This window comes from Bradyrhizobium sp. WSM4874 (genome assembly GCF_055811835.1).
Genome location: NZ_JBVVPR010000031.1, coordinates 7,483 through 33,037, shown reverse-complemented (window position 1 = coordinate 33,037; position 25,555 = coordinate 7,483). Strand labels below are relative to the sequence as shown.

Below are 25,555 nucleotides of genomic sequence, written 5' to 3'. Positions count from 1 at the left end.
CTCGCGAATCCGCATCGCCGGCCATGCCTAACGATCCGACAACGCGCCGGCCGTTCATAAATCCAAAACCAAAGGCATGTTTTCGCGGATCGCAGTGAGACTCCGTTAAGCGCGTCGGTCGCATTGTCCCCGCAAGAAAACGGGGACGGGGTCATGAACGGACAGCTGGCAGGGACGGAGGGCGCGATGCTGCGCTTGTGGCGCGCGCCATGCTGAACGTGCCGACACTCTGGACCGTATTCGTCGTCAACTTCCTGGCGCTCGGTCTGATCTGGGCCTACGTGACGCGCTCCTATCCGAAATTCGCGGCCGCGCGGTTCTGGATGGCATCGTGCTTCGTCGGCGCGATCGGCACGATGGCGGCCTTGATCCGCCTTTTCGTCGTCTCGCCTGTCCCGCTGCTGCTCGGAGCCGTCGGCATCATCGCGGCGAGCTGCCTTGCCGCCATGGGCATTCAGCGCTTCTACGGTCGGCCGGTGTCCTGGCGCGTCATGGCCGCGACGGGAATTCTCAGCCTCAGCGGCGTCGTGTTCTTCATGGTCGCATACGATCACATGCAGCTGCGCATGCTCAGCTACTCGCTCGGTCAGGCGCTGCCGCTGGCGCTGTCGCTGCGTTTGCTGCTATCGCCGCCGGAAGGCCGTGCCAGCCCGGGAGCCCGGCTCTCCGGCATCGTGATCATCACCATCATCGCGATCTTCGCGGCTCGTGCGATCGGCAATCTGCTCGGCGGCGATTTCTCGTCGGTCGCCGGAGGGCAGTCTCATGCCGTCATGGTGCTGGGGCTCCTGTTCCTGTCGATGACGCTCAATTTCGGTTTCCTGCTGATGGCGATGGACCGCCTGCGCAACGAAGTTGCCGACCTCGCGCTGCTCGACGATCTCACCGGTGTCGCCAACCGGCGGCATCTGTTGCAGCGGCTGGTCGAAGAATGCGCCCGCTCGGAGCGCAGCAACGAGCCGTTCTCGCTGCTGGTGATCGATCTCGACGGCTTCAAGGCCGTCAACGACACCCATGGTCATGCCGCGGGCGATGCCTGCCTCCAGCACTTCACTCTGATGGCGCAGACGCGCTTGAGGCCCGGCGACATGCTCGCCCGCACCGGTGGCGACGAATTCTGCGTCGTGCTGCCGTCGTCAACCTTGCGCGAGGCGGCTGCGATCGCCCGCCGCGTGCTCGAGGTCTGCCGCCAGGATGCCGTCAACTGCACCGGCATCGACATTCCGATCGCGATCTCGATCGGGGTGGCGCAGTGGGACCGCGGCGTCGGCCAGTTTCCGGACCGCCTGATCGCACATGCCGACCACGCCCTCTATGCGGCCAAGAAGAACGGCAAGAACGACTTTGCCATCCACGATCCGGCGCCGCCGCTCATGCCTGACCCGATCGGTCCAGGTGAGGCCTTGCGCAAATTCGCGTAGGGGCGTGCTAACGTCGGGTCCGCATTGGACCCGCATGATGATCTCTCGCCTGCTCGCGGCCATTCTCGCCGCCCTCATTCCGATCGCACCTGCCGCCGCGACCGACGCCGAACTCGCAAAGCTCGCGCGCGCCTCCGGCACGCCTGACATCCCCGGCCTGAAGATGGTGTGGCTGGCGCCATGGGGGGACGTCGGCAACGCAAAACCCTGGCGCAACATCATCGTGCACCAGACCGAGGGACCGGCAGGTTCGGCGCGCGGCGGTGCGCAGGAGCAGGCTAAGAATCCCAAGCGTCGCGGCGTCACATTGTGGGTGGAGACCGACGGCACTGTCTATTGGGCGGTCGCGGAAAACCTGGTGCCGACCCATGGCGACGGCGCCAACCGCAACGACAACAAGTACATCGACAACAAGCCGACCTATCGTCAGGTGGTGCGCGACAATTCGATCGGCGTCGAGTTCGCCGGCAACTATCCCGACGTCACCACGGGCCCGACCGCGGCGCAGGTCGCGGCGTGGAAGATCCTCGTCCAGATCCTGCGCGCGCGCTACGGGATCCCGCTCGACCGCGTCTATGCGCACAACTGGATCGACTACAAGGACGCCCGCTATTGCGAAGGCTGCTGGCTCGCGACGCTGGCGCGGGTTTGGGGGGAGTAGAGTTAGCGAGGCGCCGGCGGTGCGCTCTTCCCTTCTCCCCTTGCGGGAGAAGGTGGCGCAAAGCGCCGGATGAGGGGTTGTCTCCGCGAATGACGATGTGAGAGATGCGCTCGCGGAGGCGACCCCTCACCCGTCTCGCTTCGCGAGCCACCCTCTCCCGCAAGGGGAGAGGGGAAAAGCAACTACACCGGCTCTGACATCCACCCGAACAACCGCCGGATCAAGCCCGGCCGGCGCGGCACTTCCGGCGGGTCATCCGCCGCGAGCACGCGCTTGAAGAAGTAGTCGAGGAACACCATGTCGTTCGGCTCGGTGACCGTGAATGTCTCGTCGCCGAAGTAGACGCTGTAATTGAAGAAGAACGGACCCATCAGCGGGATCGTCGCGGTCGAGGCATAGTCCTTCGAGATCACGAACTCCGACGGCTCGAGCCCGTGCTCGCGCATCGCCTGCTCGACCAGCGGCAGCTTGCGCATGAACTGGGCGGAGAAGCCGCCGACGGTGGATTGCAGGATGATCGACACGGTGAGTGTCCGTTCTCTTGATGCTGTCGGTCCAATGTTTTTGGTCGGCCGACCGGCAGTGCGGGTTCAAGGCAGAGCCACAACCCCCACCGTCATCGCCGGTTTAGCCGGGCGATCCAGTATTCCAGAGACCTGCATTGGAGATTTCGCTCTTGCAACGAGCGCTGCGGCGTACTGGATGCCCCGCCTGCCGCCTACGCCAAAAGCTTCGGCGCCCCCGAACCTCAACCTCGGCGAAGCCTTGGCGTAGCCGGGTCGCGTGGCATGACGGCGAGAGTTGCGCCCAACAAAAAAGCCGGCGTTGCCGCCGGCTTTCTGTCTCTTGTCGATCCGCCAATCTCTGGCGCTAAAAACCTCGCGCTTAGAGCGCGGCTTCCAGCGCAGCCTGTTCGGCCTTTGCGATCGTGCCCTTGACTGCGGACTGCACCTTCTCGAAGGCGCGGACCTCGATCTGGCGGACGCGCTCGCGCGACACGCCGAACTCGGCGGCAAGGTCTTCCAGCGTCATCGGCTCATCGGCGAGGCGGCGGGCCTCGAAGATGCGGCGTTCGCGCGGGTTGAGCACGCCCATGGCGCCGTTCAGGGCGTCGCGGCGGTGATCATACTCCTCGTGCTCGGCCAGCATGGCTTCCTGGTTGGGCGAATTGTCGACCAGCCAGTCCTGCCATTCGCCGGCTTCGCCGTCGTCGCGGATCGGAGCATTGAGCGACGCGTCGCCACCGAGGCGGCGGTTCATGTCGACCACGTCCTGAGCCGTGACGCCGAGGCGCTTGGCAATGATGGCCACCTGGTCGGGGCGGAGATCGCCTTCGTCCAGCGCGGAAATCTTGCTCTTCGCCTTGCGCAGGTTGAAGAACAGCTTCTTCTGGTTCGCGGTGGTGCCCATCTTCACGAGCGACCACGAACGCAGGATGTACTCTTGAATCGACGCCTTGATCCACCACATCGCGTAGGTGGCGAGACGGAAGCCCTTCTCGGGCTCGAACCGCTTCACCGCCTGCATCAGGCCGACATTGCCTTCCGAGACGACCTCGGAGATCGGCAGGCCGTAGCCGCGATAGCCCATGGCGATCTTGGCCACGAGACGGAGATGGCTGGTGACGAGTTGGTGCGCGGCGTCACGATCATCGTGCTCGCGCCAACGCTTGGCGAGCATGTATTCCTGCTGGGGTTCCAGCATCGGAAACTTGCGGATCTCGCCGAGGTAACGGGAAAGGCCGGATTCGCCATTAAGGACCGGCAGGGTAGCTGTACGGGCCATAGTGCGCCCTCCAAACAGGTTCAGGCCCCCGATAGCGGCGGGCCAGGCAGACGACCGCTTGGTTAAAGCCGATCGGTGCTGCGATGTTCCGCGTTGGTCTTCAACGCAAGCGCAATATACTCCATCGGGAGGCAAAAAGGGAAGGATTGCTGACGTCACGTCCGCGTGTGGCAGCTATAACTTTTTGTAATGTAAAGCATTTCTGAAGCGGCCTGCGTCATAGCGCCGCTTTCAGGGCCCCCTGAAGGAGAAGCAAATCCTCCGGCAGAGGCGCTTCCCAGTGGAGTAATTCTCCAGTCCTCGGGTGCTCCAATACCAGCAGGTAAGCGTGTAGGGCCTGCCGCCCCAGCGCGGCCAGGACGGCCTGCGACTCGGAGCCCAGCTGGTTTGCCTTGGTCTTGAAATGCGGGCCGTAGACGGCATCGCCCATCAGGGGGTGGCCGATATGGGCGAGGTGGACGCGGATCTGGTGGGTGCGCCCGGTCTCGAGCTCGCAGGCGAGCAGCGTCGCGATCGGCTTGCCGTCGCGCCCGGCAAAACTCTCCAGAAGCTCCCAATGCGTCACGGCCTCACGGCCGCCCTGGCGCACCGCCATCTTCTCGCGCGCATGCGGGTGGCGGTCGATCGGCGCGTCCACGGTGCCGCGATGACGGCCCGGCAGCCCCCAGGCGAAGGCCATGTAGCCGCGGCGCATCGGCCCGGTGCGGCCGTGATCGGCGAATTGCGCGGTGAGCGAGGCATGCGCGAGGTCGTTCTTGGCGACCACCATCAGCCCGGTGGTGTCCTTGTCCAGCCGGTGCACGATACCGGGCCGGCGCACCCCGCCGATGCCCGACAGCGATGAGCCGCAATGGGCGATCAGCGCATTCACCAGCGTGCCGGTCTCGTGGCCCGCCGCGGGATGCACCACCAGCCCTTTCGGCTTGTTGAGGACGACGATGTCGTCGTCCTCGAACACGATATCGAGGGCGATATCCTCGCCTTTCGGCTCCGGCGGGGCCGCTTCCGGCACGTCGATTGTGATCGTATCACCGGAGGCGACGTGATAAGCGGGGTCCCGGATCGCGGCGTCCCTGAGGCTCACCGCGCCCGCCAGAATCAGGGCTTTCAGCCTCGATCGCGACAGCTCGGCAAGGTGCACCGCCAGCACGCGGTCGAGCCGGGTCGAGCCCTCGGAGCCTTCGACGACAACCTCCAACCTTTGCGCAGAGCCAGAATTTTCCATGACGACGTCTGATACCGTTGTTCCCGAACCGAGCCCCGAGCAGGCCGCGCTGTTCGCGCGGGTGCGGCGGATGATGCTGATCGCGGGGTTGACCACGGCGCTGGCAATCTGCGCCGTGCTGATCGCGGTGGGCTACCGCCTTTTCAAGTCGGAGGGAAGGGCGCCCGAGCCGGCCGGCGACGTCATTGCCACCCTGCCTAAGGGCGCCAAAATCGTCTCGAGCGGCGTGGCCGGCGACCGGCTCGTGATCACGCTCGACATCGGCGGCGTCACCGAGATCCGCACCTTCGACGCCCACACCTTGCGGCCGGCCGGAAAGCTGAAATTTGCCAATGAGCCGTGAGTCCGGCCCCGGAACTCGCCGCCATCGTCGTCCTGGCGAAGGCCAGGACCCATAGCCACCGAATCCGCTTGCGTGAACGAGATCGTCGCTCCGATCTGCCTTAACCATCCGCATTCGAGCTAATGGGTTCGGCTTCCGCCGGGACGACGCCAAGCAGAGGTCCAAAACCCCGCGATCCCCGCTTGCCGCCGGCAAAATTCGAGGCTATGTCCTCTCCCTCACGCTCCCTTCGTCTAGCGGTTAGGACGCGGCCCTCTCAAGGCTGAAACAGGGGTTCGATTCCCCTAGGGAGCGCCAGCGCCGTCCTCTTCATTTTGAATTTCCTTGCTTTTTTACCCCATTCCCCAAACTTTCAGAGGGGGTTTGGGGAATTCTGTTCGCCTTGTGGTCTTCTAGCTTCGATATTGCCCGCCGACCCCCTCGACGACGATCAGCCTCGCGCGTGTAACGTTCTGCTTCTGCCAACGTCAGGTGCCCCAGCGCTGCCATGATGTCGTGGGCGGTCGCGCCGGCGTCAGCCAGAAGACGCCCGAAGGTCTTACGCAAGCCATGGGGCCGACAGTCGAGCGGAAGTCCCGCTTCGGTCATCGCCCCTCGCATCCACCCGCTAAAGCCGTCCACAGTGAACGGCTTACCCCACTCAGTGGTCAAAATGCAGAAATGTCGGCGGGGCAGCGCCGCCAGGGCTTCTCGCAGCGACTGCGCCTTATCAACGACTACGGGAACGCCGGTCTTGCGCCGGGTATACGCAAAATCATCGGCGTCGGCCTGCACCCACGTTATCAGATGTGTGTCGACGCGTGCGGTACCCACATTGAGCATCAGTTCATAAGCGGCGCGCTGCTTCGTGCCGACCGTCCAACGCTCCTCAAAAGCCTTCATCTCGGCGTCCGTCCAAGCGCGAATCTCCTTCGACCGACCGCGCTTGATGCCATCGGACGGATCGACCGCAATCCACTTGAGGTCGTCCTTCGCGTGACGAATTAAGATACGAAGCTTTTTAAGGGTGTCGATCTTTGCGCCTGGCCTATTGCGAAGCGGCTTGAGAATTTTCTGCTCAATACGATCCTTCGTGAGGCCAGCGACTGCGCGATGGCCATGATCGCGCCTGATCTGGTCCAAACGGCTACGATAGCCGCTCTTGCTGCCATCGCCGAGCGACGCGAAGGCATCACTACTCAAGTAGGATGTCACGAGCGCGCCGATTGAGCGTAACGCATCCTTGGCAATCGCTGCCCTGGCCGCCGCTTGGCCCGCAACGGCAGCGGCGTAGGCGAGTCTAAATTCGTCTGAATCAGGATTACCAGGGAGCTTAGTTCGCGCTCCCTTGCCGACGCGATACGAAAGGTAAACGCGGCCACTGACGATGTTCTTGTCGACGTTCGGCGGCAATTTGCGACGCATCACTAATCATCCCAGCCTTCGTTTGAAATGCCGTTATCATCGCCGTCCAAAGGCAGCCCATCTATTGCTTGATCGAGCAGTCTCACGTCCCACGCCTTTCGCCCGGCCGTAAGGAGCCGCGGCTTAGGCATCCGCCCCTCCCGCACCATGATGTCGAATGTGTTCGGCGCGACTGATACATAGGCGGCAGCAGCCTCGCGCCCGATTAAACGGGGGGCAAGCGTCGGAGGCAGGGCGAACTGGCGCGCCATAGGCTCAGTCCCCAGCCTTGGACCGGCGAGACGAAGCAAGGGGCTGGCGTACTTCGCGCGAGCTTAGCTTTGCGTGGCCCGGCCTGAAGCTCTTCTTGCCGTCAATCTCCAATTCGGAATCGGCAATTGCCATTCCCCCCAGTGCAGCGCGCGATAAGTATAGCAAATTTACGCTGATGCTAATTGCGCGGTCCCGCAGCATGGCTTCCGCACTAGTTCGGGAAGTAAGCAGCTCAACCTTCACCTTGCCGGACGAGATAGCAGGAGGTCGAATATTCAATACGGGGTAGTCAGTTCGGCCTGGCCAAATCTTTCGCTCTATTTTTGAAACCAACTCAGAAGGCCACAAGACTTCTCTTTTGGTCAGCGGAACCTGAAAGAGCTCTTCGAGGAGCGGCGCCGCTTTCATCGCGGCATCGACCGCGAGTTGGGCAGACAAGCCTGAGCGCGTTAAATCATTAACGAGGCTTACAACGAAGATGTCGATGATTGAAAACTTATTCCACTTGCCGCCGCCGGAAGTTTCAGGAAAAAGGCCATTTCGGTTGCGCCACGCGCGAAAAGTGTCTGACGCGCAGCCTGCTCCTGCGATGAGGGTCGACGTGAAATAAAGTTTGTCGGTGACAAGCACGACAGCAAAGAACCTTTCTCAGAATCGTTGCGATTGTAACACTTTTAAAAATCGTGACAAGCGTCTCACTTTGGATCGCTGGGCGACCCTGCTGACAATATTCATTCGATATGTCAATGTCTTAGGATGGGGCGCCTATCATTGAACGGACTTGTATAACTTGGCAGCTGCCAAACGGCGCTTAGCTCCGCAATGCTTTTCTGAGAATTCGAATGTCACGAGGCGTAACGTCGGTTTGAATCCTTTTCGCTCCCCCAACGCTCGTACGACCTCGCCGGTCGAAGCTTTACAGAGCAAGGGAAGGCGCCGAATTCGAATACTTAACCGTTCCATTTCAGGCCCGTGCTTTGCCTGATATTTCTCTCGCGCAAGATCAGCGAGCTTACTCCAGGTATGCGAGCGGGCTTGCGCCCCTTCGGACCGCTCAAATTATCCATCGAGAGACAGATCGAAAACACTTTCTCTACGGCGGCTTGGACGATGGCGGCCGCATCGGATTTCGCAAATCGAATGTTATGGACGTTCAATGGTGCGGGGTAATGTTCGTTCGCTGCCGCGTGGAACCACAAGGATACGCGAGGCGCGCTAGGTGTTCAATTCCTTCCCGCTCGTCGGGCGGATCGTCACGCGCAAGCGCACTGAGGACGATGCTGGCAAACCCGCACAAGATGGAGGTTCGCAATAAGCCCCCATGGGGGTTTTGCCCCTTGGCACCCACAAGCAGGACCTGGAGAATTCACCTCCGGACCTACACGACATAGACGAACGTCCGCCATTCAATTGCGCTCAACCGAGCCTCCAAGCTTCCCGGAGACCCCATGGTCGGCCTCTTACCGGTGAACACGCGCGGGAGATTTCTCTCTCCCTGCACCCATCGACCGAAAGGGCGTTTCACCGCCCCTAGTTAGCGAGGACGTGGCGGAGCCGTTGTGCGATGCACCCTGCCTCGCGGAACTCTCGTGTATTTCGGAATTGCTTGTGCTACTTTTGCGCGCATTTTCCCGAAGGAATGACTATGGCGTTGGATGAAACTTCTTTTGCGCATGGCACCGTCTGGGTTCGCGCGGACTTCCACCTCCACACGAGGGCGGACAAGGAATTCAAATATACCGGCGATGAGAACGCATTCGTCAGCGCGTATGTTGACGCCCTGCAAACGGCGGGCATAGGCCTTGGCGTCATCACCAATCACAACAAGTTCGACATGAACGAGTTCAAGGCGCTGCGCAGGCGCTGTCGGAAGGAAAACATCGGTCTCCTGCCTGGCGTCGAATTGTCCGTTGCAGACGGCGGAAATGGCGTTCACACCCTCATCGTGTTCTCGGACGAGTGGCTGACAACGGATGGCGATCTTATCAATCAATTCCTCGGTAACACGTTTTCAGGCCGGTCCAAGGCCCAATATGAACAGGAGAACGGACGGTCCAATGACAATCTGATCGAAACCCTGAAGAAACTCGAAGCGTTTGACCGCGATTTCTTTATCGTGTTCGCGCACGTCGAGGCGGATAGCGGCCTGTGGGCGGAACTGGATGGAGGGCGGCTCGGTGAATTATCGAAGCACCCGCTGATTCAGAAGTACTGCCGTGGCTTTCAAAAGGTGCGTACCCGCGACGCAGGCCCGAAATCTCGCCAAAAGGTCTTGGGATGGTGGGAAAAATATCCCGCCGAACTGGAGGGCTGTGACGCCAAAAAGATCGACGAAATCGGGCGCGGCCAGCAGTGTTTCCTCAAGATCGGAGATTTCGGTTTTGATGCGGTCAAGTTTGCACTTACTGACTTCCCATTTCGCGTCACGACACAGCGGCCAAAAACGTCTCATTCACATGTCAACGCTATTCGGTTCGAAGGCGGCCTCCTCGATGGCATTCGCGTGCCGTTCTCACCGGAGATGAACTGTCTCATCGGCATTCAAGGTAGCGGAAAATCATCAGTTTTGGAATCCTTACGGTTCGCACTCGACATATCGTTCGGCGACGAGTCAGCAGATACCGACTATAAGAATGATTTGCTTGATCACGTTCTTAAAAGCGGCGGTAAGGTTATCGTCGAGGCGACCGACCGGCACGGAACGGAGTACGAGGTTCGTCGCATTCTTGGTCATGATCCAGACGTTTACGTAGACGGTGTCTTACGTCCCGGCGTTGCGGTCCGTGAGACGGTTATCTGCAGGCCGCTTTATTTCGGTCAGAAAGACTTGTCCGCCGCAGGAAAGGGTTTTGGCCAAGATCTCGTCGAGAAGTTGGTTGGTGCGTCTCTGAAAGATGTACGTGAAACCGTTGAATCTATCGGGGAGGCCTTGGAACGTGCAGCAGAAGACCTGCTAACCGCTCAGAGCGACGCGGAGCTTTTAGCGACGCGCGAAGCTGATCTCGCAAACGTCGATTACCGCTTGGAACAGTTCGAAAAGCACGGTCTCAAAGATAAGTTAGAAAAGCAGGTCGAATTCAAGAACGACGGCGCATTTTGCGTCAACGTGAACGAAGTTGCGGAGGAATGGCGTGAAGGCCTGGAAGAAGCAATTTCAAACGCTGACGAAACGATGGAAGATCTGGAAATCCCAGAATCCAAGGCGAACGCCGCGTATTTTACAAAATATGACGCCAAACTGAAGGCGCTCAAGAAAACAGTCAGCGATGCCAAGGGCGTGCTGAAGAACGTAGAGAAGGCACAGACAGACCTCTTAGCCGAACATAGCACCTTCGCTAGGAACGCCGACGGACTCAAGGAAGAATTTGCAAAGACCGAGCGCACCATTGCGAAGGCGCTCTCGGATGGGGGCGTGCCCGCTATTAAGCCGGACGCCTACGTTAAGCTCACCGAGCAGCAGAAAACGCTGAAGAAGCAAATAGCCGATCTCACGAAGAAAAGCGCGAAAGAAGCATCCCGTCGTGGCGCCGTCCTCTCGCTAATAGCCAAATTGAACGACGTATGGCTCGAAGAATACAAGATAATCTCCCGCGAGCTGAACAAGATCAATACAGCGCAGGGCGCGTTGCAAGTTCAACCGGACTTCAAGGGCGACAAATCCGCATTTCGCGACGAAATGATCGAGATGTTCAAAGGCACCGCAATTCGGAAAGAAGCATTCGCCGAGATAACCGATAAGTACAAGGACTTCGGGGCTATTTACAGAGACCTTGAGAAGGCCTCCACTGCGGCAAAGGCAAAAGCGGAATTGTTCGCAGATACTTTCCGCAAAAACCTTGCGCAGCTACTCACGTATCAAGTTCCCAACAGTTTTGTCGTGACCTATCACGGCAAGCCTCTGAAATCACACTCGCTCGGCCAACGCGCATCCGCAATGATGTTGTTTCTGCTCACGCAGAATGAAAACGACCTCCTTCTGATCGACCAACCAGAGGACGACCTCGACAGTCAGACAGTATACGAAGAAGTCGTGAAGCTGGTGCGTGAGATCAAAAAAGAACGGCAGTTCATTCTCGCAACGCACAACGCTAATTTTCCGGTTTTGGGGGACTCGGAGATCGTCGCGGCGTGTGCCTACGAAGAGACCATCTCGGTCGTTGCGGGTAGCATTGATACCAAGGAGTCTCAGGGAAAGATCGTCAGTATCATGGAAGGCGGTAAAGAAGCCTTCGAGCGCCGCAAGACCATCTATGAAATCTGGGACGCCGCAGATGTCTGATTTCGGCGGAACTGATGGGTAGGCGTGACATGACAAAGTCGACCGGTGACGACAAAGCTGTAAGCAAATTCAAGCTGGCTAATCTCATACCCGGTGACATCCTGTTTTGCACCGATCCCGATGGACGCGAATCAAAAGCCATCCGAACAGCCACAGGTAGCCCGTTCAGTCACGCGGCGATTTATAAAGGGGAATTGAATTTCCTGGAAGCAGCCGATTACGGGGTGAGCAATTTCAATTACCTCCGGTTCGGCATAGCATCGAAGTCGAACGTAGCGGTCTATCGATTGAGAACCACGGACGACTCGGAATCCTTTGCTGCCAAGGCATCGATAACCGTTGAGAAATACCGTGAGCTCGATTACTGGACGCCGGGCGCGGTAATGTCGGCCTTCAAGAGGCTACGCAGATTGGGGGCGTGGACTGGATTATGGCTACCAGCGAGAGAGAAGGGCTTTTTTTGCTCATATCTGGTCGCACAATCCTATGACGATGCGGGACTCGCGTTGTGTCCAGGCCTCAAGACACATGAAATTCATCCGGGCGACCTTCTTAAATCCCCCTATCTGGAAAATGTGTCCCACATGACAATCGTTGATCTTCCTGCTTGGGATACGCGCGCCGACGTCCTCGATGGCCATGGTCGCGAGTCGCCATTCCAACGTTACACGACCGCCCGAAAACATATTCTGACTGATATCCAGAAGCTGATGGCGAACTCCGGGTTGGCGAAGCCGGCGACGCTGGACGACGTTCTGCAAATTATCATGTTGGACGAAGATGCCGAACGGCAGAAGTCCGTTGACGATAAGGTCAGCGAGCAGCTCGAGATGAGTGGCTTCGCCGCACTAACATTAGCGCACACGTCCATCATCGAGGGTGACGAACCCGGGACCATAAACGGGGTCGCCTATTCGGAATTGCCACTGGACGTTCTTAAGGCAACGATTGCGAACCACGAATTCCTCAAGGAAAAGTGGGAAATACGCCTCGGTGATGTGGAAGGGGAACGCGCGGCGGGAAAGGAGCTGCGCGAAAAGATCCCGCTCGAAATCCTCGGAGTATGGGATCGGCATCTGGAAAACTTCGGGACAGCGCTCGAGAATGCGCTTTCTTTGATTGAGGGGACGATTAAGGATCTCAATGCAGAACTTAGTAAGCGCGGGAATAAATAGTGCCAACTCATTCAATGTTTCCGGTGTCGAGTTTGACATATCCATATCGATGGGCCAGCTCAGCCAACGCGCAACCGCAAAATTGCGCTTCCTTCTGTGGCTTTTTTGCCGTTGCGGAGAGCCCAATCCTCGCAGGTGAATCCGCTGTTGGCGGTGGTGAGGATCGTACCTGTCTCCGCCGATAGTCTCTGCAAAACGGCAAGGAAAAGGCCGGAGACTTTTCCCGATTTCCGCGTGGAGTTCGGCAAACCCACGCACCGGAGACGAGTGCAATTGCGCCAACCCGCGATTTCCAGCCCATTCGCGTGTCTCTTGGGAAGTCTCTCCGGAAGCCGGAATGCGTGGCTGGGGCGGCAGGTATCGAATCACAAATTCCGCTATGGCCATTTGTTGCTTGAGCGAGAGGGATGCAAACCGCTTCTCCCAATGAGCGCTCGGTTTGCCGGAAAATGCCGTACTAGACCGATTCGAGGGGTACTAAGATTCGGAGAAAATCGGTTCTCCGGGCTTCTCGAAGGCCTTTTTTTATCCGCTGTAGGATTTCTCCGGCGAGGAAAATGCGGAAGACGACCGGATTTTCGACCTGTCTCCACATCGAAGTACGAGATGACTTTGGCGGGCTGGCGGAGGGAGAGAATCTCGAAAGAAACTTGCTCGACTGCTGCGCCTCAGGTGCCCTCGGGTGAAGCTAAAATATTGCTCCAAGGCTCCCCGCTGAGGTCCCATTAGAAGGGGGAGAGAGAGAGAGAGAGAGAGAGAGATTGGAGGAAGTTGCTCCGCCCGCCTCGCACCAGTGCGATCGGTCCGCGAAGGCCATCCAATCTACCAGCAATCCCTCCGAACAACCGGGTGCCGATGCCTGTAGCGCGCCGACAGCGAGTAAGTTAATCGCGTTCCTACAGTGATCGACGCTCCGTCGGGTGGCTGGCATTGCCCAAGCTGAACTCCGAGCCGATCGTCCCGAGAGCCTGCAATGTTATAGCAATGCCAAGGGCGCACGTAGAAGGCTGGACTTTCGGCGCGACATCATTGCCGTGTTTGACGGGCCGCAGATAGGGTTTCCTGTGTTCGGTACCTTGTCGCGTCTTTTCGGTCAGCTGACACAATCGTCTAGGCGTTCAGCGGTATGGTTGGATAGAGCGAGATGTAGCCACGTTTCGTGGCATTGACGGCGAGATTGCGTAAAGCCTCTCTCGACGACATCAGCGAGTGGCCTGTGAGATGCATCATCGGTGGCTATCTCTTTGATCGCTGCTGGATAGAGCAGAACATCTGACCCAATCGCACCCCTAAGCTATTGTGAACCAATTCACTTGACCGCAACCATTGATTGGATTGGAATAGATTTGTCCCTTTAAAGAATTTGGAGAGGGAACATGATTGATGTTCAGCGTCATTTCGATCCGAGGAGCATCTCGGAGAGTTCGATCCTCGAACCTGCGGCGCGAGAGACCACCGATACCCAAATTAGGCGGTTAGTCGGACTTTTACGTGAGCGCCAGCCCGGCGGTCTGTCACAAGTATTCGCGCCGTTTCTCGAAAGGCGGGACGAGGCTCTCGCCGGAGAAATTTCAGCCAAAGGCGCCAAAGTCATCGAAGAGTACGATGATTTTATCTTACGAACCCTGTCCACACGCTACGATGCGCTTGACATCGCGGTGGGTCACACAAGCTTCGCCGTGGCGGAGATTGATGGGTTAGGTGTTATTTCATACGCGAACGATCGTCTTAGAGCGGACCTTCCCGATGCACTTGGACGAGATTTCGCCTCGCTTTTCGGGCCACGATCTGCCCGTGTACGGGCCGCTCTGGCCGCGCAAAAGCGGGAAACCCTGCGTTTAGATCTGCACCGTGGCAATCTACCTTCTATTCATCTACGGGGGGAACTCGGTCCCCTTACCGACGAGTACGGTCGATCTGGGGCATACGCACTTCTTCTCAGCGTAGAGGAGGAGGAAGCGCGTTTTGATACTCTGCCCGATGGGATCCTAAGGCTCGATCCCGAGGGCAGTATCGTCTTTGCGAACGAACGCGCAGAACAGCTGATTGGAAAGAGCCGAATTGAATTGCAAGGTCGCCGAGGGGCCGGCTTGTTCGCGAGCTCCGATTCAAAAGATGCGCAAAATATTCCGGACTGGTTCAAATCACCCGACGGCCGAAAGGAAAGAGCAGAACTCATATTGTTAGATGGACGGCATACTCCAGTCCGCGTAACGGCTGCTCCCTCGTTTGATACTGCCGAGAGCTCCTCCGGTGCAATTATCACTATTGTCCCGATGGCGGAGGAGCTCGTCCGGGCAGAATTGCAGCAAGTACTGAGTGTCCCGAACTACAGGCCCGAAGAGCTTGTTCTCGGGGTTATGAAGGCAGTTCGAACGATCGTGCCTTACGATCTCGCCACCTTCGGAGTGTACACCGATGACATGAGATACCACAAAACTCTTGTAGTGCATCCGACCCCTGACTGGAAATGGACAACTGCCTGGTTTCCACTAGGAGAAAAAGTTCACGAATTTCTCCTGAGCGACCACACGTGGGGCAGTGATCTTCATGCCACGGCGATCGACCTGACGCCGGGCATCGAGGAGGACCTTGTCCTGCAAAATATCGTCAAGAGCGGGATGAAAGGCTACGTCACGCTTCCGATAGCTGGCGGAGGGAAACGAATCCGAGCGTCATTGACCTTACTTTCCGAGAAGTCTGACCTCTACGACGGGCTAGAAATTGCGCGCATGCGGGATCTGGGGGTCGAGAAAGCCCTACTGGTCGCCGAGGCGAACCTGTTGCGTCGACGCGAAGAAGGAGTCCGAATACTCCAAAAGCGACTTACCGACGCAGACAGACATGAGGAACTAGCGAAGTGCTTGGGAGACGGTATTGCCGATTGTTTTGGGTGGGATTACGTCGCCGTCTTTTCAGTCGACCGAAGAGATAATCTGTTTCACATCATCTACCAATGCAACCGCACCAACACCCCAGATGTTGATTATAACTATACTCAGCCACTAACTGAAGGTCTTTTAGGTGCGGCGCTGCGGGATAATGCTGCCTTGGCCGAGCCAGACATCGAGGCTGGCCCTCAGTTTGGCTACAAGCCGGTCATTCCCGACCGGCGCTCCGCCTTGGCATTTCCGATCCGCGTCGTTCAACAGTCCCCGAAGCCCCGTCGCAACGAGATCGAATGGATGCTGTCGGTCGAATCCCCCATGAAGAACGCGTTTCAAGGGCCCGACATGGTCGCGCTGACCGACGTGTTGACGCAATGCGAGGAGCTGCTACGGCGGCGTTGGATGAAAGCCGTCCAAGTTTGTCTGCTGGACACAGTAGAGCAGGCTGTCGTCGTCGTCGACCGCGCCGGACTTTTACGCCTGACAAATCGATGGGCAGACGCCCTATTCGGCAGACCAGCGGGCTCGCTGCTGGGTAAGCGCCTTGCAGACTTTGGCGCACAGGATCCCGATCGCCGGCTGCTCAGCTCGACCGCCCCAGTTGCGCAAGCAACCTTGACGTTATGTATCGATACCGCCGTCTATGTCCCAACATCGGCTAGTCAGAGGCCCTTGCACGATGATTACGGCCATTGTCTCTGGCTCTTTACCGACCTTCGCCAAGAGCCGCAGCAGAGCGACCTGAGCTATCTCGAAGAAACCGTAAACGAGGTCGCCCAGCATGTCCGCTTACCACTCATGATGGCAAAGAATCTGCTCAACAAGGCAGTTGCAGCCAACAATGTTGGAGGCCCCAACGATAGCCTTGAAGCCGCTCTTCGTCAGCTTGATAAAGCAGACCTGACTTATGAGCGGCTCGCCAACACTTTGGCGATACGACACGAACCCGATCGGCCAAGGCAGCTGTTCGATGCGTTGGACGTGCTGAGAGATGCCATCTTTGATCTTCCTCGAGACGATTTCAGCTCGTGCGAACTGCTCGGGCTTCCATTGCAAGGCAAGATTCTGCCCTTTTACTTGTTCGGCTGGCCCGAGCAACTGAGGTTCGCTTTCAGATCTGTGCTAGGCTACGCGCTGTTCAGACGCCCGTACACATCGAAGGTCCAAGTAAGTGTTGAGCAGCTCGCTGACCGCAGAATCCGTATCAGCCTGTCAGTCCCAGGCTTCGACAGGGTGGAAATGGCGACTTCTGTTACGCGTAACGGCCAATCGGATCTGGCTGGGCAACAGGCTCAAGAAAACGCATCTCTGGCATTAAGAACGGTCGAAATTGCAGTCCACCGTCACGACGGCAAGCTGTCAAAGTGTATCGATCATTCAACGCTTACGTTTGCCATTGAGCTGCAAGCAACGGATCTGGGAACCGGTCTGCAATCCAGGGAGACGACAGTAGAGTAGGAGTTTGTGTTATGGCCATTAAATTTCTCCTAGTCTGTTCCGATTGTAATTTGCAGTTTGCAATCAAGGAAGCACTTGGGTCAGCAGGCGATATTGACCTTATAGCGATCGATGCTGAGACTGCTTGCGCAAAACTAAGTGAGACTTCATCTGACACGGTCTTGCTGCTCGACGCTCAATTACCGCGTCGTTCGGGTGGCCCCTTGGATAGGCAAGAGCAATCGGCACTCTGGCTTGTGCAAGAACTAAGAAAGTCGGGCATAGCAACGCCGGCTCTTTTCATCACTTCGCGCGAAGTCGGGATCTTCGAACTCGACGAATATTGCACCCCGGACAATCGGGCGATCGCGTTGCCGCAATTGCGACTTACGCCTACGTTGCTGCAACGGTTTCTCGACATGCTGCTGGGTCGGCCTACGTCCCCTGAAAAAACGTGGAATGTCATCGAGCTTGAGGTCCAGCGCACCTCTGTGAAGTGTTTGCTGGGCAACCGCGGGGGTGAGATGATAGCGTGGGCGGAGGCATCCACCCGCATGTATTCCGCCGTTCACCAGCTCGCCATTAAGTACGCGATGCCACCCTTCATGCCTGGTTGGGCGCGCCGAATTCATGACGATGGCTCTTTGCTATTTCAACAGCTCATCATCGCGACCCTTGGTCAAGGTCTCTTTGCTCACGTGGAGCGCTCAGCCGGAGGGCTACGCAATTTGGCTTTTCGCTTTCGCGTCGAGGACGCTTCACTCTATTGCGCTCCTTTCGAAGCCACCGTTCGCCTCTCGGGTCTTCCGTCAATAGGCACCGACGTCGATTTTACTCAGGATCCATTCGTGCTGATCAATGCTCCTATTGCGCGACGAATGAGAGCCGCAAAGCTATCGACCACATCGCAGGGAGAGCTGCGTGCCGCGAAGGTTCTCTTCATCCGTTCTCAGGTCGGCGAGAGCCGAGCCGGGGCGACTGGCTGGGATATAGCGCGCGTGCCGGAGCGAGACCCGGAAAGTGGCCGGTTCAAACTCAACAGTTTCGAGTTTCGCCGACTCGAAAACATAGATCGAGAGCGCGACGATCTCAAATCGCTGGCGGAAAAGGACTGCACCGTCTTCACCTTGGAGGTATTCGATCTATCCGCGATTGCCGACCCCCGGGGATCCGAAGATCTGCTCATGGAGAAGCTCACGCTAAACAGGTACGACGTTGTTCATTTTGCTGGACACTCGTTGACAACGAGGGATGGCCTGACCTTGCTGGTATTACCGGGTGGAAAGCCGGGCCAGGCCGAAGGGGTGTCCATTCACACCTTCGCCGAAGGGGCCGCAGCCGCAGGCGCCAAGTTAGTTTATCTCTCATCATGTCAGGGGAGTTCCGCGAACGCGGTAGCTAATCTTGCCCAGCGGGATGTTGCTCATATCATCGGCTTTCGCTGGGACGTCGATGATGAACGAGCGGCAGACTTCGCCAAACACTTCTACAGCGACCTGTTCGGCAGAGAATCGAGCACCATTTGCAACGCGTTCAGGACGGCTTGCCGTGGCGTCTATGAGCCAATGCAGATCGAGGCGTCTCCGATCTGGGCATCCCCAATTCTTGCCTGCAGCCCCGACAACTGGGCTGCCCAGTCTTTTCGCGAGGCGGTCAGCATGGGGGCTCGTGTATGAAGCGAACCAACTGCACCGCGTGCGTCGAACTGACTCGCGGCAGCCAGTGAATAGAGGAGGCCTCTGGTCAAGCGGCCGAACCTTTCGGGAGATCTCGCGATATCGACTACTCGCATTAATCGATCGGGAACTTTAGCTTGCCGTGAATAATTCGGAATGGGCCGGGCAAGCCTGTTTGAAATTGCCGCGCACGAGGGATTTCAGATGCCTCGATACCAAATGGGAGACGTATTGGTCTTGCTGCCTGGAATTGCGGGCAGCGTGCTCAGAAAGCATGGCACCGTGGTTTGGGGATACTCTGCCGGCTCGATCGGCAAGGCGCTCTGGAGCTTGGGCGGCACGATGGAGCGCGCGCTGGCGCTCCCGCATGATGATGCGGAAGTGGACGATCTAGAGGACGGGATCACTGCCGATGAATTGATGCCTGATCTACACCTGCTGCCCGGGGTTTGGAAAATCGATGGGTATGGCAAAATCGCTGAAGCCATCCTTGCGGGATTCGAGGTGACTGAAGGAAAGAATTTTTTCCGATTCCCCTATGACTGGAGACGTGACAACAAGGTAGCAGCACGCAAGCTGGCAAGAGCGGCTAAGCAATGGCTGGCAAGTTGGCGGGATTCCAGTGGCAATCCCAACGCGAAGCTAATCTTGGTCTGCCATTCGATGGGCGGGCTCGTTGCGCGGTATTTTCTCGAATGCATGGAGGGCTGGAAGGATACCAGAGCATTAGTGAGCTTCGGAACGCCTTACCGTGGTTCGTTGAATGCGCTGAATGGGTTAGCGAATGGGATTAAGAAGGGCCCGCTGGACCTATCCGAAGTATCGCGCCAGTTCACCGCGATCTATCAGCTGTTGCCAATGTATGAATGCTACGACTCGGGAGATGGCATGCTAGTCCGAGTCGGCGAGACGACTGGCATACCTAATGTTGATCCCGAAAAGGCTCACTCAGCGCTTCAATTTCATCGTGAAATCGAAGCGGCAGCGAATTCAAATCGCCGACTGCCTCAATATCAGGAATCAACTTATCGCATTTATCCCGTGGTTGGAATTGCGCAGCAAACAAGTCAGTCAGCGCGGGTCGCCGACGGCGGCATCGTCATGCTCGACACGTACAAGGGCAAGGCATTGACTGGAGACGGCACGGTTTCACAGGTGTCGGCGATACCCATCGAAATAAGCGAAGCGCCGAATGCGATGTACGCCGCGACCAAGCATGGGTCGCTGCAAAATACGGATGCCGTCATTACCAACATGATCGGAATACTGTCTGGATTTGACCTTGATCTTGGCTCATTCAGAAAGCCAAAGACACATGTCACAATCGAGATTGGTGATCTCTATTTTTCGGGCCAACGTGTCGTCCTGCGCGCCCGGCCGACGCGCGACGCCGCGTTGACAGCGGTTTTTTGGCGTTCAGGCGATGCTACGACATCGGCCGAGGTTACTATGACGCCCGCGGGAGATGATTGGCTGCAGGCCGATTTCATCCCGGCAACTCCAGGAGCCTACCACGTCGCGGTCTCAGGAGTGGGCGCCGAGACGGCACAAGATTCGTTTGCGGTGCTCGAGGCAAGGACATGAGCGAAGCGGAGCACGACGGCTTTTCGCAATCACGCTCGGCGCTGCTCGGGGCTGATCCCTTCTGGGACCGGAACGGCTCGGTACTAGTCGTTGCTGCCAACCGAACTATGCAATCGGTTCTGGCGCGCGCCACACAGACCAATCCGGCCTGGATAGTCGTCGTCCGATTGCGTGGCGCCCACGTATATCGCTATGCCTACCACTTCGAAGAGCTCCGCCGACACAACATAGACTTTCCGGACAAGCTGAGCCTCCCTATCGAGGAATCACTTGACCTACACGAGACTAAGTCAAGCACGACCTACCGTGGCGGCCGCCGCATTGACATGCAGGAGGGCCGAGAGGGGCCGGCCGCCTCGAGGGCCGTAGACCTCGATGCCGCAGGCCGAATTATCGGAATTGGCGAACTGGCTGCGGCACGATTGGACCGATGGTATTCGTTCCCGCTCGGTTTGCCAGACAGCTTCGACCTAGGGCCGATGCGTGGTCGATCAGGTCGCAGAATTCCGGAGCCCCCATCGGAGCAACCGTTTCAGAAAACTGCGGATGAACTCGATTACATAGGGGTCACTCTCTCCGCGAACATGAGCAATGAGCTTCAAGTCGGCCATGAACAGGAGGTGACTTTTCGAGTCGAATTGTCCGCTTTGGCCAGACCGCAAGGACCTTCATTGGACACGAAGGCCGCACCCGACACGCCGATCGTAGTTTCTCTCACAGTGGAAGGTCAGGTGATTGGGATCGTTGTTGGTAGCGAGCAGAGCGTGGATCCGCCAACGCCGGAGCAACCGCTGAGGACCGGCTCATTCCGAATTCGGGGTTTGAGGCCGGGTGTTTCCCGGCTCGCAGTCATCTTTCGTCAGGCTGGTAGCGATCTTGGCGCGATCGGACTGGCGATCGCGGTCGTTGCAGCGGAGGCCAAGCCGACCCAGATCGGGGGCACAGCGGTCGCTGCCGCCCGCGACGAGGCGGACGACGACAAGTTGGCACTACTCGTCGAACAGCGTGTCGAAGGAGGGAACGTCACCTACAACTTCACCCTCCATTCAGAAGCATTGGATCTGATCTATCGAAAATTCAGTTCTAAACCTCTGCTCGATCGTGGCGACGGGCCGGCATCGACACCTTTGGCCTTCGTCGAGAGAATTTATCAGCGTGTCACGCAGGAACTCAGGAGCGTCGATGATCTCAAGCAGCTGGAACGGGACGCACGCGCACTCGGCTCGAAGCTCTCCCGTGAACTCTTCGAGCCGGAAGTAGCAAAAGTCATCTGGCCGTTACGAGAGCGCATAAAATTGGTGCAGATCGTTTCCTGGGAGCCGCTGATACCCTGGGAGTTGGTGCGTCTGCACAACCCTGATAGCGGTGAGATCGACAATAAATTCCTGGCGGAATACAACTTGGTGCGGACGCTTTCGGACGAGCAACCGGTCCGAAACTTGCCGTTGAGGAAGTGGCGATATTTCAATGCGAATTATCCGACGGGATCGCTGCCGCCGGTCGGCGCAGAGCTGACATATTTCACAGGGAATTCCGAGAAATCGCTCCGTGCACGATCGATCACCGCGGATCCAATTCCCTCGAGCCGAGATGCTTTGTACGATGCCCTTGCGGACGGTAATTTCGATGTCCTGCACATATCCTGCCATGCCGATGCTTCGCATCAATCGATAGAGGGTGCGAGCTTGATCATTGGCGACGAAATACGACCCGGAGAAACGCACCCTCATCAAATTGAGATCGACACTTTAACGGTTGAGGCGGAAGCGAAGCTTCGCGGCCACAGGCCCCTGGTGTTCCTGAATGCCTGCGAAACCGGACGGATGGGTGCTGTTCTGACGCAATTGGGTGGGTGGCCGATCGTGTTTCTGCGCGCGGGCGCCGGAGCCTTTGTCGGCACCACTTGGGCCGTCCGCGACAAGCCAGCTGCGGCTTTCGCAAGCGCCTTCTACGAGGCACTGCTGGACGGCAAGGCGCTTTCCGAAGCTGCAAGCGCGGCGCGAGCAGCGGCCAAAGCGCTTGGCGACGCCTCGTGGCTCGCGTTCAAGGTCTACGGCCATCCTCGCGCGCGCAGATCGAATGTTTAGACACTCGTCAGCAGCAAGGAATTGGGCCTGTCCACTGAGGACAGGGTCTAAGGACCGCAACTGACACAAGCGCTTAAGCAGATCGTGCGCCTAGCTAATCCTTAGCGGGAAGCTAGTTCGCCCGGCGATCCGTGGTGAACGTAACGATGTCTTCCGAACCTGGCAGGCTTCGTTCGGTCAGAAGCGCCCCCAGCTCACGATCAGCGGGCACCACGCTGCCGAAGCAGAGGCTGAACGTTGCGCTCCTAAAGACGCGGAGTTCGCGGCGTTTCGCAGCTCTCTTCACTTCGTCGCGGAATGGGCATCACGCAGACGACGGGCCGCGCCCCATTCGCGTATGCGTTGTTATGGAAGAAGCCGGCCGCTGGCCAAGCCCGACAGGGGCGCGGGATGATCGGCCTACAATGCGCGCCTTTCATTTCCAGGTGGCGGCAGCGGTATTCGCTTGGAAGCTGTTGCGCTCTAGGCAGAAATATTGACATAGGCATTTCTAGGCGGGCGGCGAAAGATATTGCTGGAATCGGCCTGATGTCCGCTACGGCTTGATCATGCGAACTACCGCTGCAGCAATCAGGATTGCTCGCCTACAATTGCAACGTATCCAACGTGAAGAGTTATTGCCGATTTTGAACCGTCCAATATGACTCGGAGACTCCTGGGATAATATCCAGCACCAATCAGCGTTCCGGTTTTGCCGCACAACCGTGGCCCCGCTGAGGGCTTTACCTCGATGCGAGAACCAATTGCAAATCGGTATCTGATTGTGAGTGGCTCTTGCATCGCTGACGTCTGCGCCGAATCGGAGCTTACCCGGACCCGACCGGGCTTACGCCTCTCGATCAGAGAACCGAAGACCTTGGCTGGTCGCTTCATCATAAGGCGACGTCCAACAAGGATTCGCGGCGGCTTTCGTGGAAGCCGCCGCTATATACGTTACCCAGCACAAGCCCGTGCTCCCATATCTCATGCGAGCTCGCTAGCCTCCGGCACAGTGAGGCCACTCAGTAGCAGGCGTATTTTGCACCCGGCTTGCATCCCTTCTTAGCGCCCTTGGGGGCGTTTTGCTGGGCCTGCGCTGCCGGTGCATAGAGCGGCGCGATGGTTGAAATCGCGAACAGAATTAGGACTGCGAGCATGATCGATTTCATCACCGATACCCCTTCTTGACCCGTCCGAATTTCTCTGCCATTTTAAATACACGGCGTTTAAATTTTAATCATTTAAAACCGACATCTTCAAGAAGTATTTTCAGGCGTATTGCACCCACCTATCGGGGTCAAAGATGATCAACGATAAGATTGTTCGTTTGCGCATTTATCGGAAAAACGTTGAACGGTATTTGGGCCTGCTTCGAACTACACTGACTGAGATTGAACGGCAGTATGTTGAGAGGCGCCTGACCGAAGACCAATCAGCCATGGAGCTGCTATCTGCCTCGTCGTTTCAGATCGCCGTCGAGGCCAATGGCGCCAGAGAAGTATGCAGCCGCCAGCCTGGGTTCAACGCGGCCGAAAAGAGCTAACAACGGTCAACGGAGATCGCCGCAAATGGTCCGCAAGGGGGGCACAGAGATTATCCCGCCATAAGACCCGCGGGCGCATTGTTGCGCGTCGAATGATCAACAGACTTCAAACCAATACAGCTTTGCCCGCAAAAGCCCTTTTCAGCGCGTCGATCAGATGTTATCAATATTAAATGTAATTAATTTACAAATTAATCTTTGGGGTCGCGAATTTGAATACCCCATTAAACCTAACGTTTGATGTTGCTGCGTCTGAGGTCGCGTGGAGGTCCTTTAGTCTCCCTGAGCGTGGCCCAGCTGATTCACTCATCATTCCGGACGCACATCTCTTATTCTCGGGCGAATATGCACGTTCGGGTCCCGATCTCATTATTTCTGATCCCAACCATCGGGTCTCGATTCACAACTACTTTCTCGGTGAGAAGCGTTCGCCGCTCATTTCAGCAGACGGCGCACTACTCGACTCGAGAGTCGTCGAAGCGCTGACAGGCTATCAAACCTTTGCCCAAGCCGGAGGAAATGCGGCGCCTGTAAAGGTCATCGGCCATGTCGCCACCATAACGGGAAGCGCCAGCATCGTTCGCAATGGCGTTACCATCGAAGCGAATAACGGGGACGTGGTCTATCAGAACGACGTTGTGCAGACTGGAAGTGGCTCTACCATTGGCCTGGTTCTGATCGACGGCTCAACGTTCAACCTAAGTGCAAACGCTCGCTTCATGTTGAACGAATTGGGGTATGAAGGGCAGAGTAGTGCGAGCGGTACCTTAGTCAGTTTGACGAGTGGCGCGAACCACTCGATGTTCACTCTCATCCAAGGCGCGGCCAGCTTCGTCGCTGGCCAGGTCGCCAAAACGGGTGACATGCAGATCGCGACGCCGAGCGCCGTGATTGGAATTCGCGGTACAGCAGTTCTTCTTAACGTCGATGCGGTGGATGGGCAGGTCTCGATCTCGGTTGCCGATCAGCAAGACGGTCAGATTCATTCCGTGCAGGTATTCAAATGCGTCCCGACCAACTTGCTTCAAGGCGTTTGTACCGCGGGAGATCCAATCGGGATGGTTACCAGCGACGGTCCATCGCTGACCATCACGCCAACTGCCAATTTCGAGGTGATCACCCAAGCCATCAGTAAGAGCCCAGGCCAGGTCGCGCAGGAATTCAACGCCTTTCAGCAGGTGTTAACGACCTACGATATCGGGAAACAGATCGCCCCAGACACTCCGGCACCTAGCGACGGCAAGCGAGGAGATAGCGATACAAAGTCGCTGCAGAAGTTCGCTGGGAGTCCTCCACCGTCACCCACCGAAGCTTCGACAACCGTCATTGCAGACGACGTGAAGGGCCAGGCGGGTGGCGGATCGATCACTCCGGGTTTTGTGACCCTAGCTTCCGTCACGGGAAGTTCTGCGTCCGCACCGAAACCGCTCGTCCCCGTTTTGGATACGCCGCAAGTTGTTGTCGCGACTTCGTTCGGACCCGTAATTATCAGCAGCGCAGGCGGTCCAATCAACCAAGGAAGTCAGACGATCAGCGGGACTGTTGATGCCGCTTTCGTTGGAAGCACGGTGACGCTGTATGACACTTACAACGGTGTCACCACCCAAATTGGAACGGTTACTGTCGGCTCTGGCGGCGTTTGGAGCATAGCAGTCACCCTGGCGGGTGACGGCGACCACAGCATCATGGCTTTGGAGCCTAACGCCAACGTTACCACGAGCGTACCCGTTGTTTTCACCCTGGACACGGCGGCGCCGACGGTTGCGATCACCAGCGCCGGCGGACCGGTCAACCAGGCCAGCCAGACCATCACCGG

At 57.7% G+C, this 25,555-nt stretch carries 18 protein-coding genes and 1 tRNA gene; 12 read left to right on the top strand and 7 right to left on the bottom strand.

Annotated elements, in window-relative coordinates:
• Positions 1–209 precede the first annotated feature (209 nt).
• Positions 210–1,421 (top strand): GGDEF domain-containing protein, encoded by a 1,212-nt coding sequence (locus AC0L3P_RS26965; protein ID WP_473306541.1) that lies wholly within the window; start codon positions 210–212, stop codon positions 1,419–1,421.
• 34 nt (positions 1,422–1,455) lie between these two features.
• Positions 1,456–2,082, top strand: coding sequence for a peptidoglycan recognition protein family protein (locus AC0L3P_RS26960; protein WP_275173590.1), 627 nt, complete (start codon positions 1,456–1,458; stop codon positions 2,080–2,082).
• A gap of 182 nt (positions 2,083–2,264) precedes the next feature.
• On the opposite strand, the gene AC0L3P_RS26955 is transcribed toward AC0L3P_RS26960, so the two are convergent.
• From AC0L3P_RS26955 to AC0L3P_RS26945, 3 genes are all read right to left on the bottom strand, one after another.
• Complete coding sequence (locus AC0L3P_RS26955; RefSeq protein WP_275173591.1) at positions 2,265–2,606, bottom strand: hypothetical protein; 342 nt, start codon at positions 2,604–2,606, stop codon at positions 2,265–2,267.
• A gap of 361 nt (positions 2,607–2,967) precedes the next feature.
• Positions 2,968–3,867, bottom strand: a complete 900-nt coding sequence (gene rpoH, locus AC0L3P_RS26950; RefSeq protein WP_007596598.1) for an RNA polymerase sigma factor RpoH — start codon at positions 3,865–3,867, stop codon at positions 2,968–2,970.
• Between the two features lie 217 nt (positions 3,868–4,084).
• Positions 4,085–5,092, bottom strand: a complete 1,008-nt coding sequence (locus AC0L3P_RS26945) for an RluA family pseudouridine synthase (protein ID WP_473306535.1) — start codon at positions 5,090–5,092, stop codon at positions 4,085–4,087.
• Between AC0L3P_RS26945 and AC0L3P_RS26940 the strand changes: the two genes are divergently transcribed.
• Positions 5,091–5,435, top strand: a complete 345-nt coding sequence (locus tag AC0L3P_RS26940; RefSeq protein WP_275173593.1) for a hypothetical protein — start codon at positions 5,091–5,093, stop codon at positions 5,433–5,435. The two genes, AC0L3P_RS26945 and AC0L3P_RS26940, sit on opposite strands and share 2 nt — an antisense overlap.
• A 222-nt stretch (positions 5,436–5,657) precedes the next feature.
• A tRNA-Glu gene (locus AC0L3P_RS26935) sits at positions 5,658–5,732 on the top strand.
• A gap of 12 nt (positions 5,733–5,744) precedes the next feature.
• Here AC0L3P_RS26935 and AC0L3P_RS26930 read toward each other — a convergent pair.
• Genes AC0L3P_RS26930 through AC0L3P_RS26920 form a run of 3 tightly spaced genes read right to left on the bottom strand, consistent with a single transcriptional unit; the run spans position 5,745 to position 7,721 of the window.
• Entirely contained in the window at positions 5,745–6,839 is a 1,095-nt protein-coding gene (locus tag AC0L3P_RS26930; RefSeq protein WP_473306533.1) for a tyrosine-type recombinase/integrase, read from the bottom strand.
• A gap of 2 nt (positions 6,840–6,841) precedes the next feature.
• Positions 6,842–7,090 carry a helix-turn-helix transcriptional regulator gene (locus tag AC0L3P_RS26925; RefSeq protein ID WP_473306531.1) on the bottom strand — a complete coding sequence of 83 codons (249 nt, stop codon included), beginning with the start codon at positions 7,088–7,090 and terminating at the stop codon, positions 6,842–6,844.
• Positions 7,091–7,094: 4 nt separating this feature from the next.
• On the bottom strand, positions 7,095–7,721 hold the full coding sequence (locus AC0L3P_RS26920; RefSeq protein WP_473306529.1) for a hypothetical protein: 627 nt from the start codon (positions 7,719–7,721) through the stop codon (positions 7,095–7,097).
• 1,015 nt (positions 7,722–8,736) lie between these two features.
• On the opposite strand from AC0L3P_RS26920, the gene AC0L3P_RS26915 reads away from it, so the two are divergent.
• From AC0L3P_RS26915 to AC0L3P_RS26890, 6 genes are all read left to right on the top strand, one after another.
• Positions 8,737–11,370, top strand: coding sequence for a TrlF family AAA-like ATPase (locus tag AC0L3P_RS26915; protein ID WP_473306526.1), 2,634 nt, complete (start codon positions 8,737–8,739; stop codon positions 11,368–11,370).
• A gap of 29 nt (positions 11,371–11,399) precedes the next feature.
• On the top strand, positions 11,400–12,545 hold the full coding sequence (locus tag AC0L3P_RS26910; protein ID WP_473306523.1) for a hypothetical protein: 1,146 nt from the start codon (positions 11,400–11,402) through the stop codon (positions 12,543–12,545).
• A gap of 1,376 nt (positions 12,546–13,921) precedes the next feature.
• Positions 13,922–16,891: a PAS domain-containing protein gene (locus AC0L3P_RS26905; RefSeq protein WP_473306519.1), complete on the top strand. Its 2,970-nt coding sequence runs from the start codon at positions 13,922–13,924 to the stop codon at positions 16,889–16,891.
• 11 nt (positions 16,892–16,902) lie between these two features.
• Positions 16,903–18,546: a CHAT domain-containing protein gene (locus AC0L3P_RS26900; protein WP_473306515.1), complete on the top strand. Its 1,644-nt coding sequence runs from the start codon at positions 16,903–16,905 to the stop codon at positions 18,544–18,546.
• 156 nt (positions 18,547–18,702) lie between these two features.
• Positions 18,703–20,130 carry a lipase/acyltransferase domain-containing protein gene (locus tag AC0L3P_RS26895; protein WP_473306513.1) on the top strand — a complete coding sequence of 476 codons (1,428 nt, stop codon included), beginning with the start codon at positions 18,703–18,705 and terminating at the stop codon, positions 20,128–20,130.
• Positions 20,127–22,217, top strand: coding sequence for a CHAT domain-containing protein (locus tag AC0L3P_RS26890; RefSeq protein WP_473306511.1), 2,091 nt, complete (start codon positions 20,127–20,129; stop codon positions 22,215–22,217). The genes AC0L3P_RS26895 and AC0L3P_RS26890 overlap by 4 nt, the downstream gene beginning before the upstream one ends.
• 1,001 nt (positions 22,218–23,218) lie before the next feature.
• Here the strand turns inward: AC0L3P_RS26890 and AC0L3P_RS26885 are convergent.
• On the bottom strand, positions 23,219–23,365 hold the full coding sequence (locus tag AC0L3P_RS26885) for a hypothetical protein (protein ID WP_354207379.1): 147 nt from the start codon (positions 23,363–23,365) through the stop codon (positions 23,219–23,221).
• A 134-nt stretch (positions 23,366–23,499) separates the two neighbouring features.
• On the opposite strand from AC0L3P_RS26885, the gene AC0L3P_RS26880 reads away from it, so the two are divergent.
• Positions 23,500–23,739 carry a hypothetical protein gene (locus AC0L3P_RS26880; RefSeq protein WP_473306508.1) on the top strand — a complete coding sequence of 80 codons (240 nt, stop codon included), beginning with the start codon at positions 23,500–23,502 and terminating at the stop codon, positions 23,737–23,739.
• 212 nt (positions 23,740–23,951) lie between these two features.
• The coding region (locus AC0L3P_RS26875) for a FecR family protein (protein ID WP_473306505.1) at positions 23,952–25,555 on the top strand (1,604 nt) is incomplete at its 3' end.

Bases quoted from the DNA above. Each gene is read 5' to 3' on its own strand.
- AC0L3P_RS26915 (WP_473306526.1), top strand. From the start codon at position 8,737: ATGGCGTTGGATGAAACTTCTTTTGCGCATGGCACCGTCTGGGTTCGC.
- AC0L3P_RS26885 (WP_354207379.1), bottom strand. From the start codon at position 23,365: ATGAAATCGATCATGCTCGCAGTCCTAATTCTGTTCGCGATTTCAACC.
- AC0L3P_RS26960 (WP_275173590.1), top strand. From the start codon at position 1,456: ATGATGATCTCTCGCCTGCTCGCGGCCATTCTCGCCGCCCTCATTCCG.
- AC0L3P_RS26910 (WP_473306523.1), top strand. From the start codon at position 11,400: ATGACAAAGTCGACCGGTGACGACAAAGCTGTAAGCAAATTCAAGCTG.
- AC0L3P_RS26965 (WP_473306541.1), top strand. From the start codon at position 210: ATGCTGAACGTGCCGACACTCTGGACCGTATTCGTCGTCAACTTCCTG.
- AC0L3P_RS26930 (WP_473306533.1), bottom strand. From the start codon at position 6,839: ATGCGTCGCAAATTGCCGCCGAACGTCGACAAGAACATCGTCAGTGGC.
- AC0L3P_RS26905 (WP_473306519.1), top strand. From the start codon at position 13,922: ATGATTGATGTTCAGCGTCATTTCGATCCGAGGAGCATCTCGGAGAGT.
- AC0L3P_RS26925 (WP_473306531.1), bottom strand. From the start codon at position 7,090: ATGGCGCGCCAGTTCGCCCTGCCTCCGACGCTTGCCCCCCGTTTAATC.
- AC0L3P_RS26895 (WP_473306513.1), top strand. From the start codon at position 18,703: ATGGGCCGGGCAAGCCTGTTTGAAATTGCCGCGCACGAGGGATTTCAG.
- AC0L3P_RS26945 (WP_473306535.1), bottom strand. From the start codon at position 5,092: ATGGAAAATTCTGGCTCTGCGCAAAGGTTGGAGGTTGTCGTCGAAGGC.
- AC0L3P_RS26940 (WP_275173593.1), top strand. From the start codon at position 5,091: ATGACGACGTCTGATACCGTTGTTCCCGAACCGAGCCCCGAGCAGGCC.
- rpoH (WP_007596598.1), bottom strand. From the start codon at position 3,867: ATGGCCCGTACAGCTACCCTGCCGGTCCTTAATGGCGAATCCGGCCTT.
- AC0L3P_RS26900 (WP_473306515.1), top strand. From the start codon at position 16,903: ATGGCCATTAAATTTCTCCTAGTCTGTTCCGATTGTAATTTGCAGTTT.
- AC0L3P_RS26890 (WP_473306511.1), top strand. From the start codon at position 20,127: ATGAGCGAAGCGGAGCACGACGGCTTTTCGCAATCACGCTCGGCGCTG.
- AC0L3P_RS26880 (WP_473306508.1), top strand. From the start codon at position 23,500: ATGATCAACGATAAGATTGTTCGTTTGCGCATTTATCGGAAAAACGTT.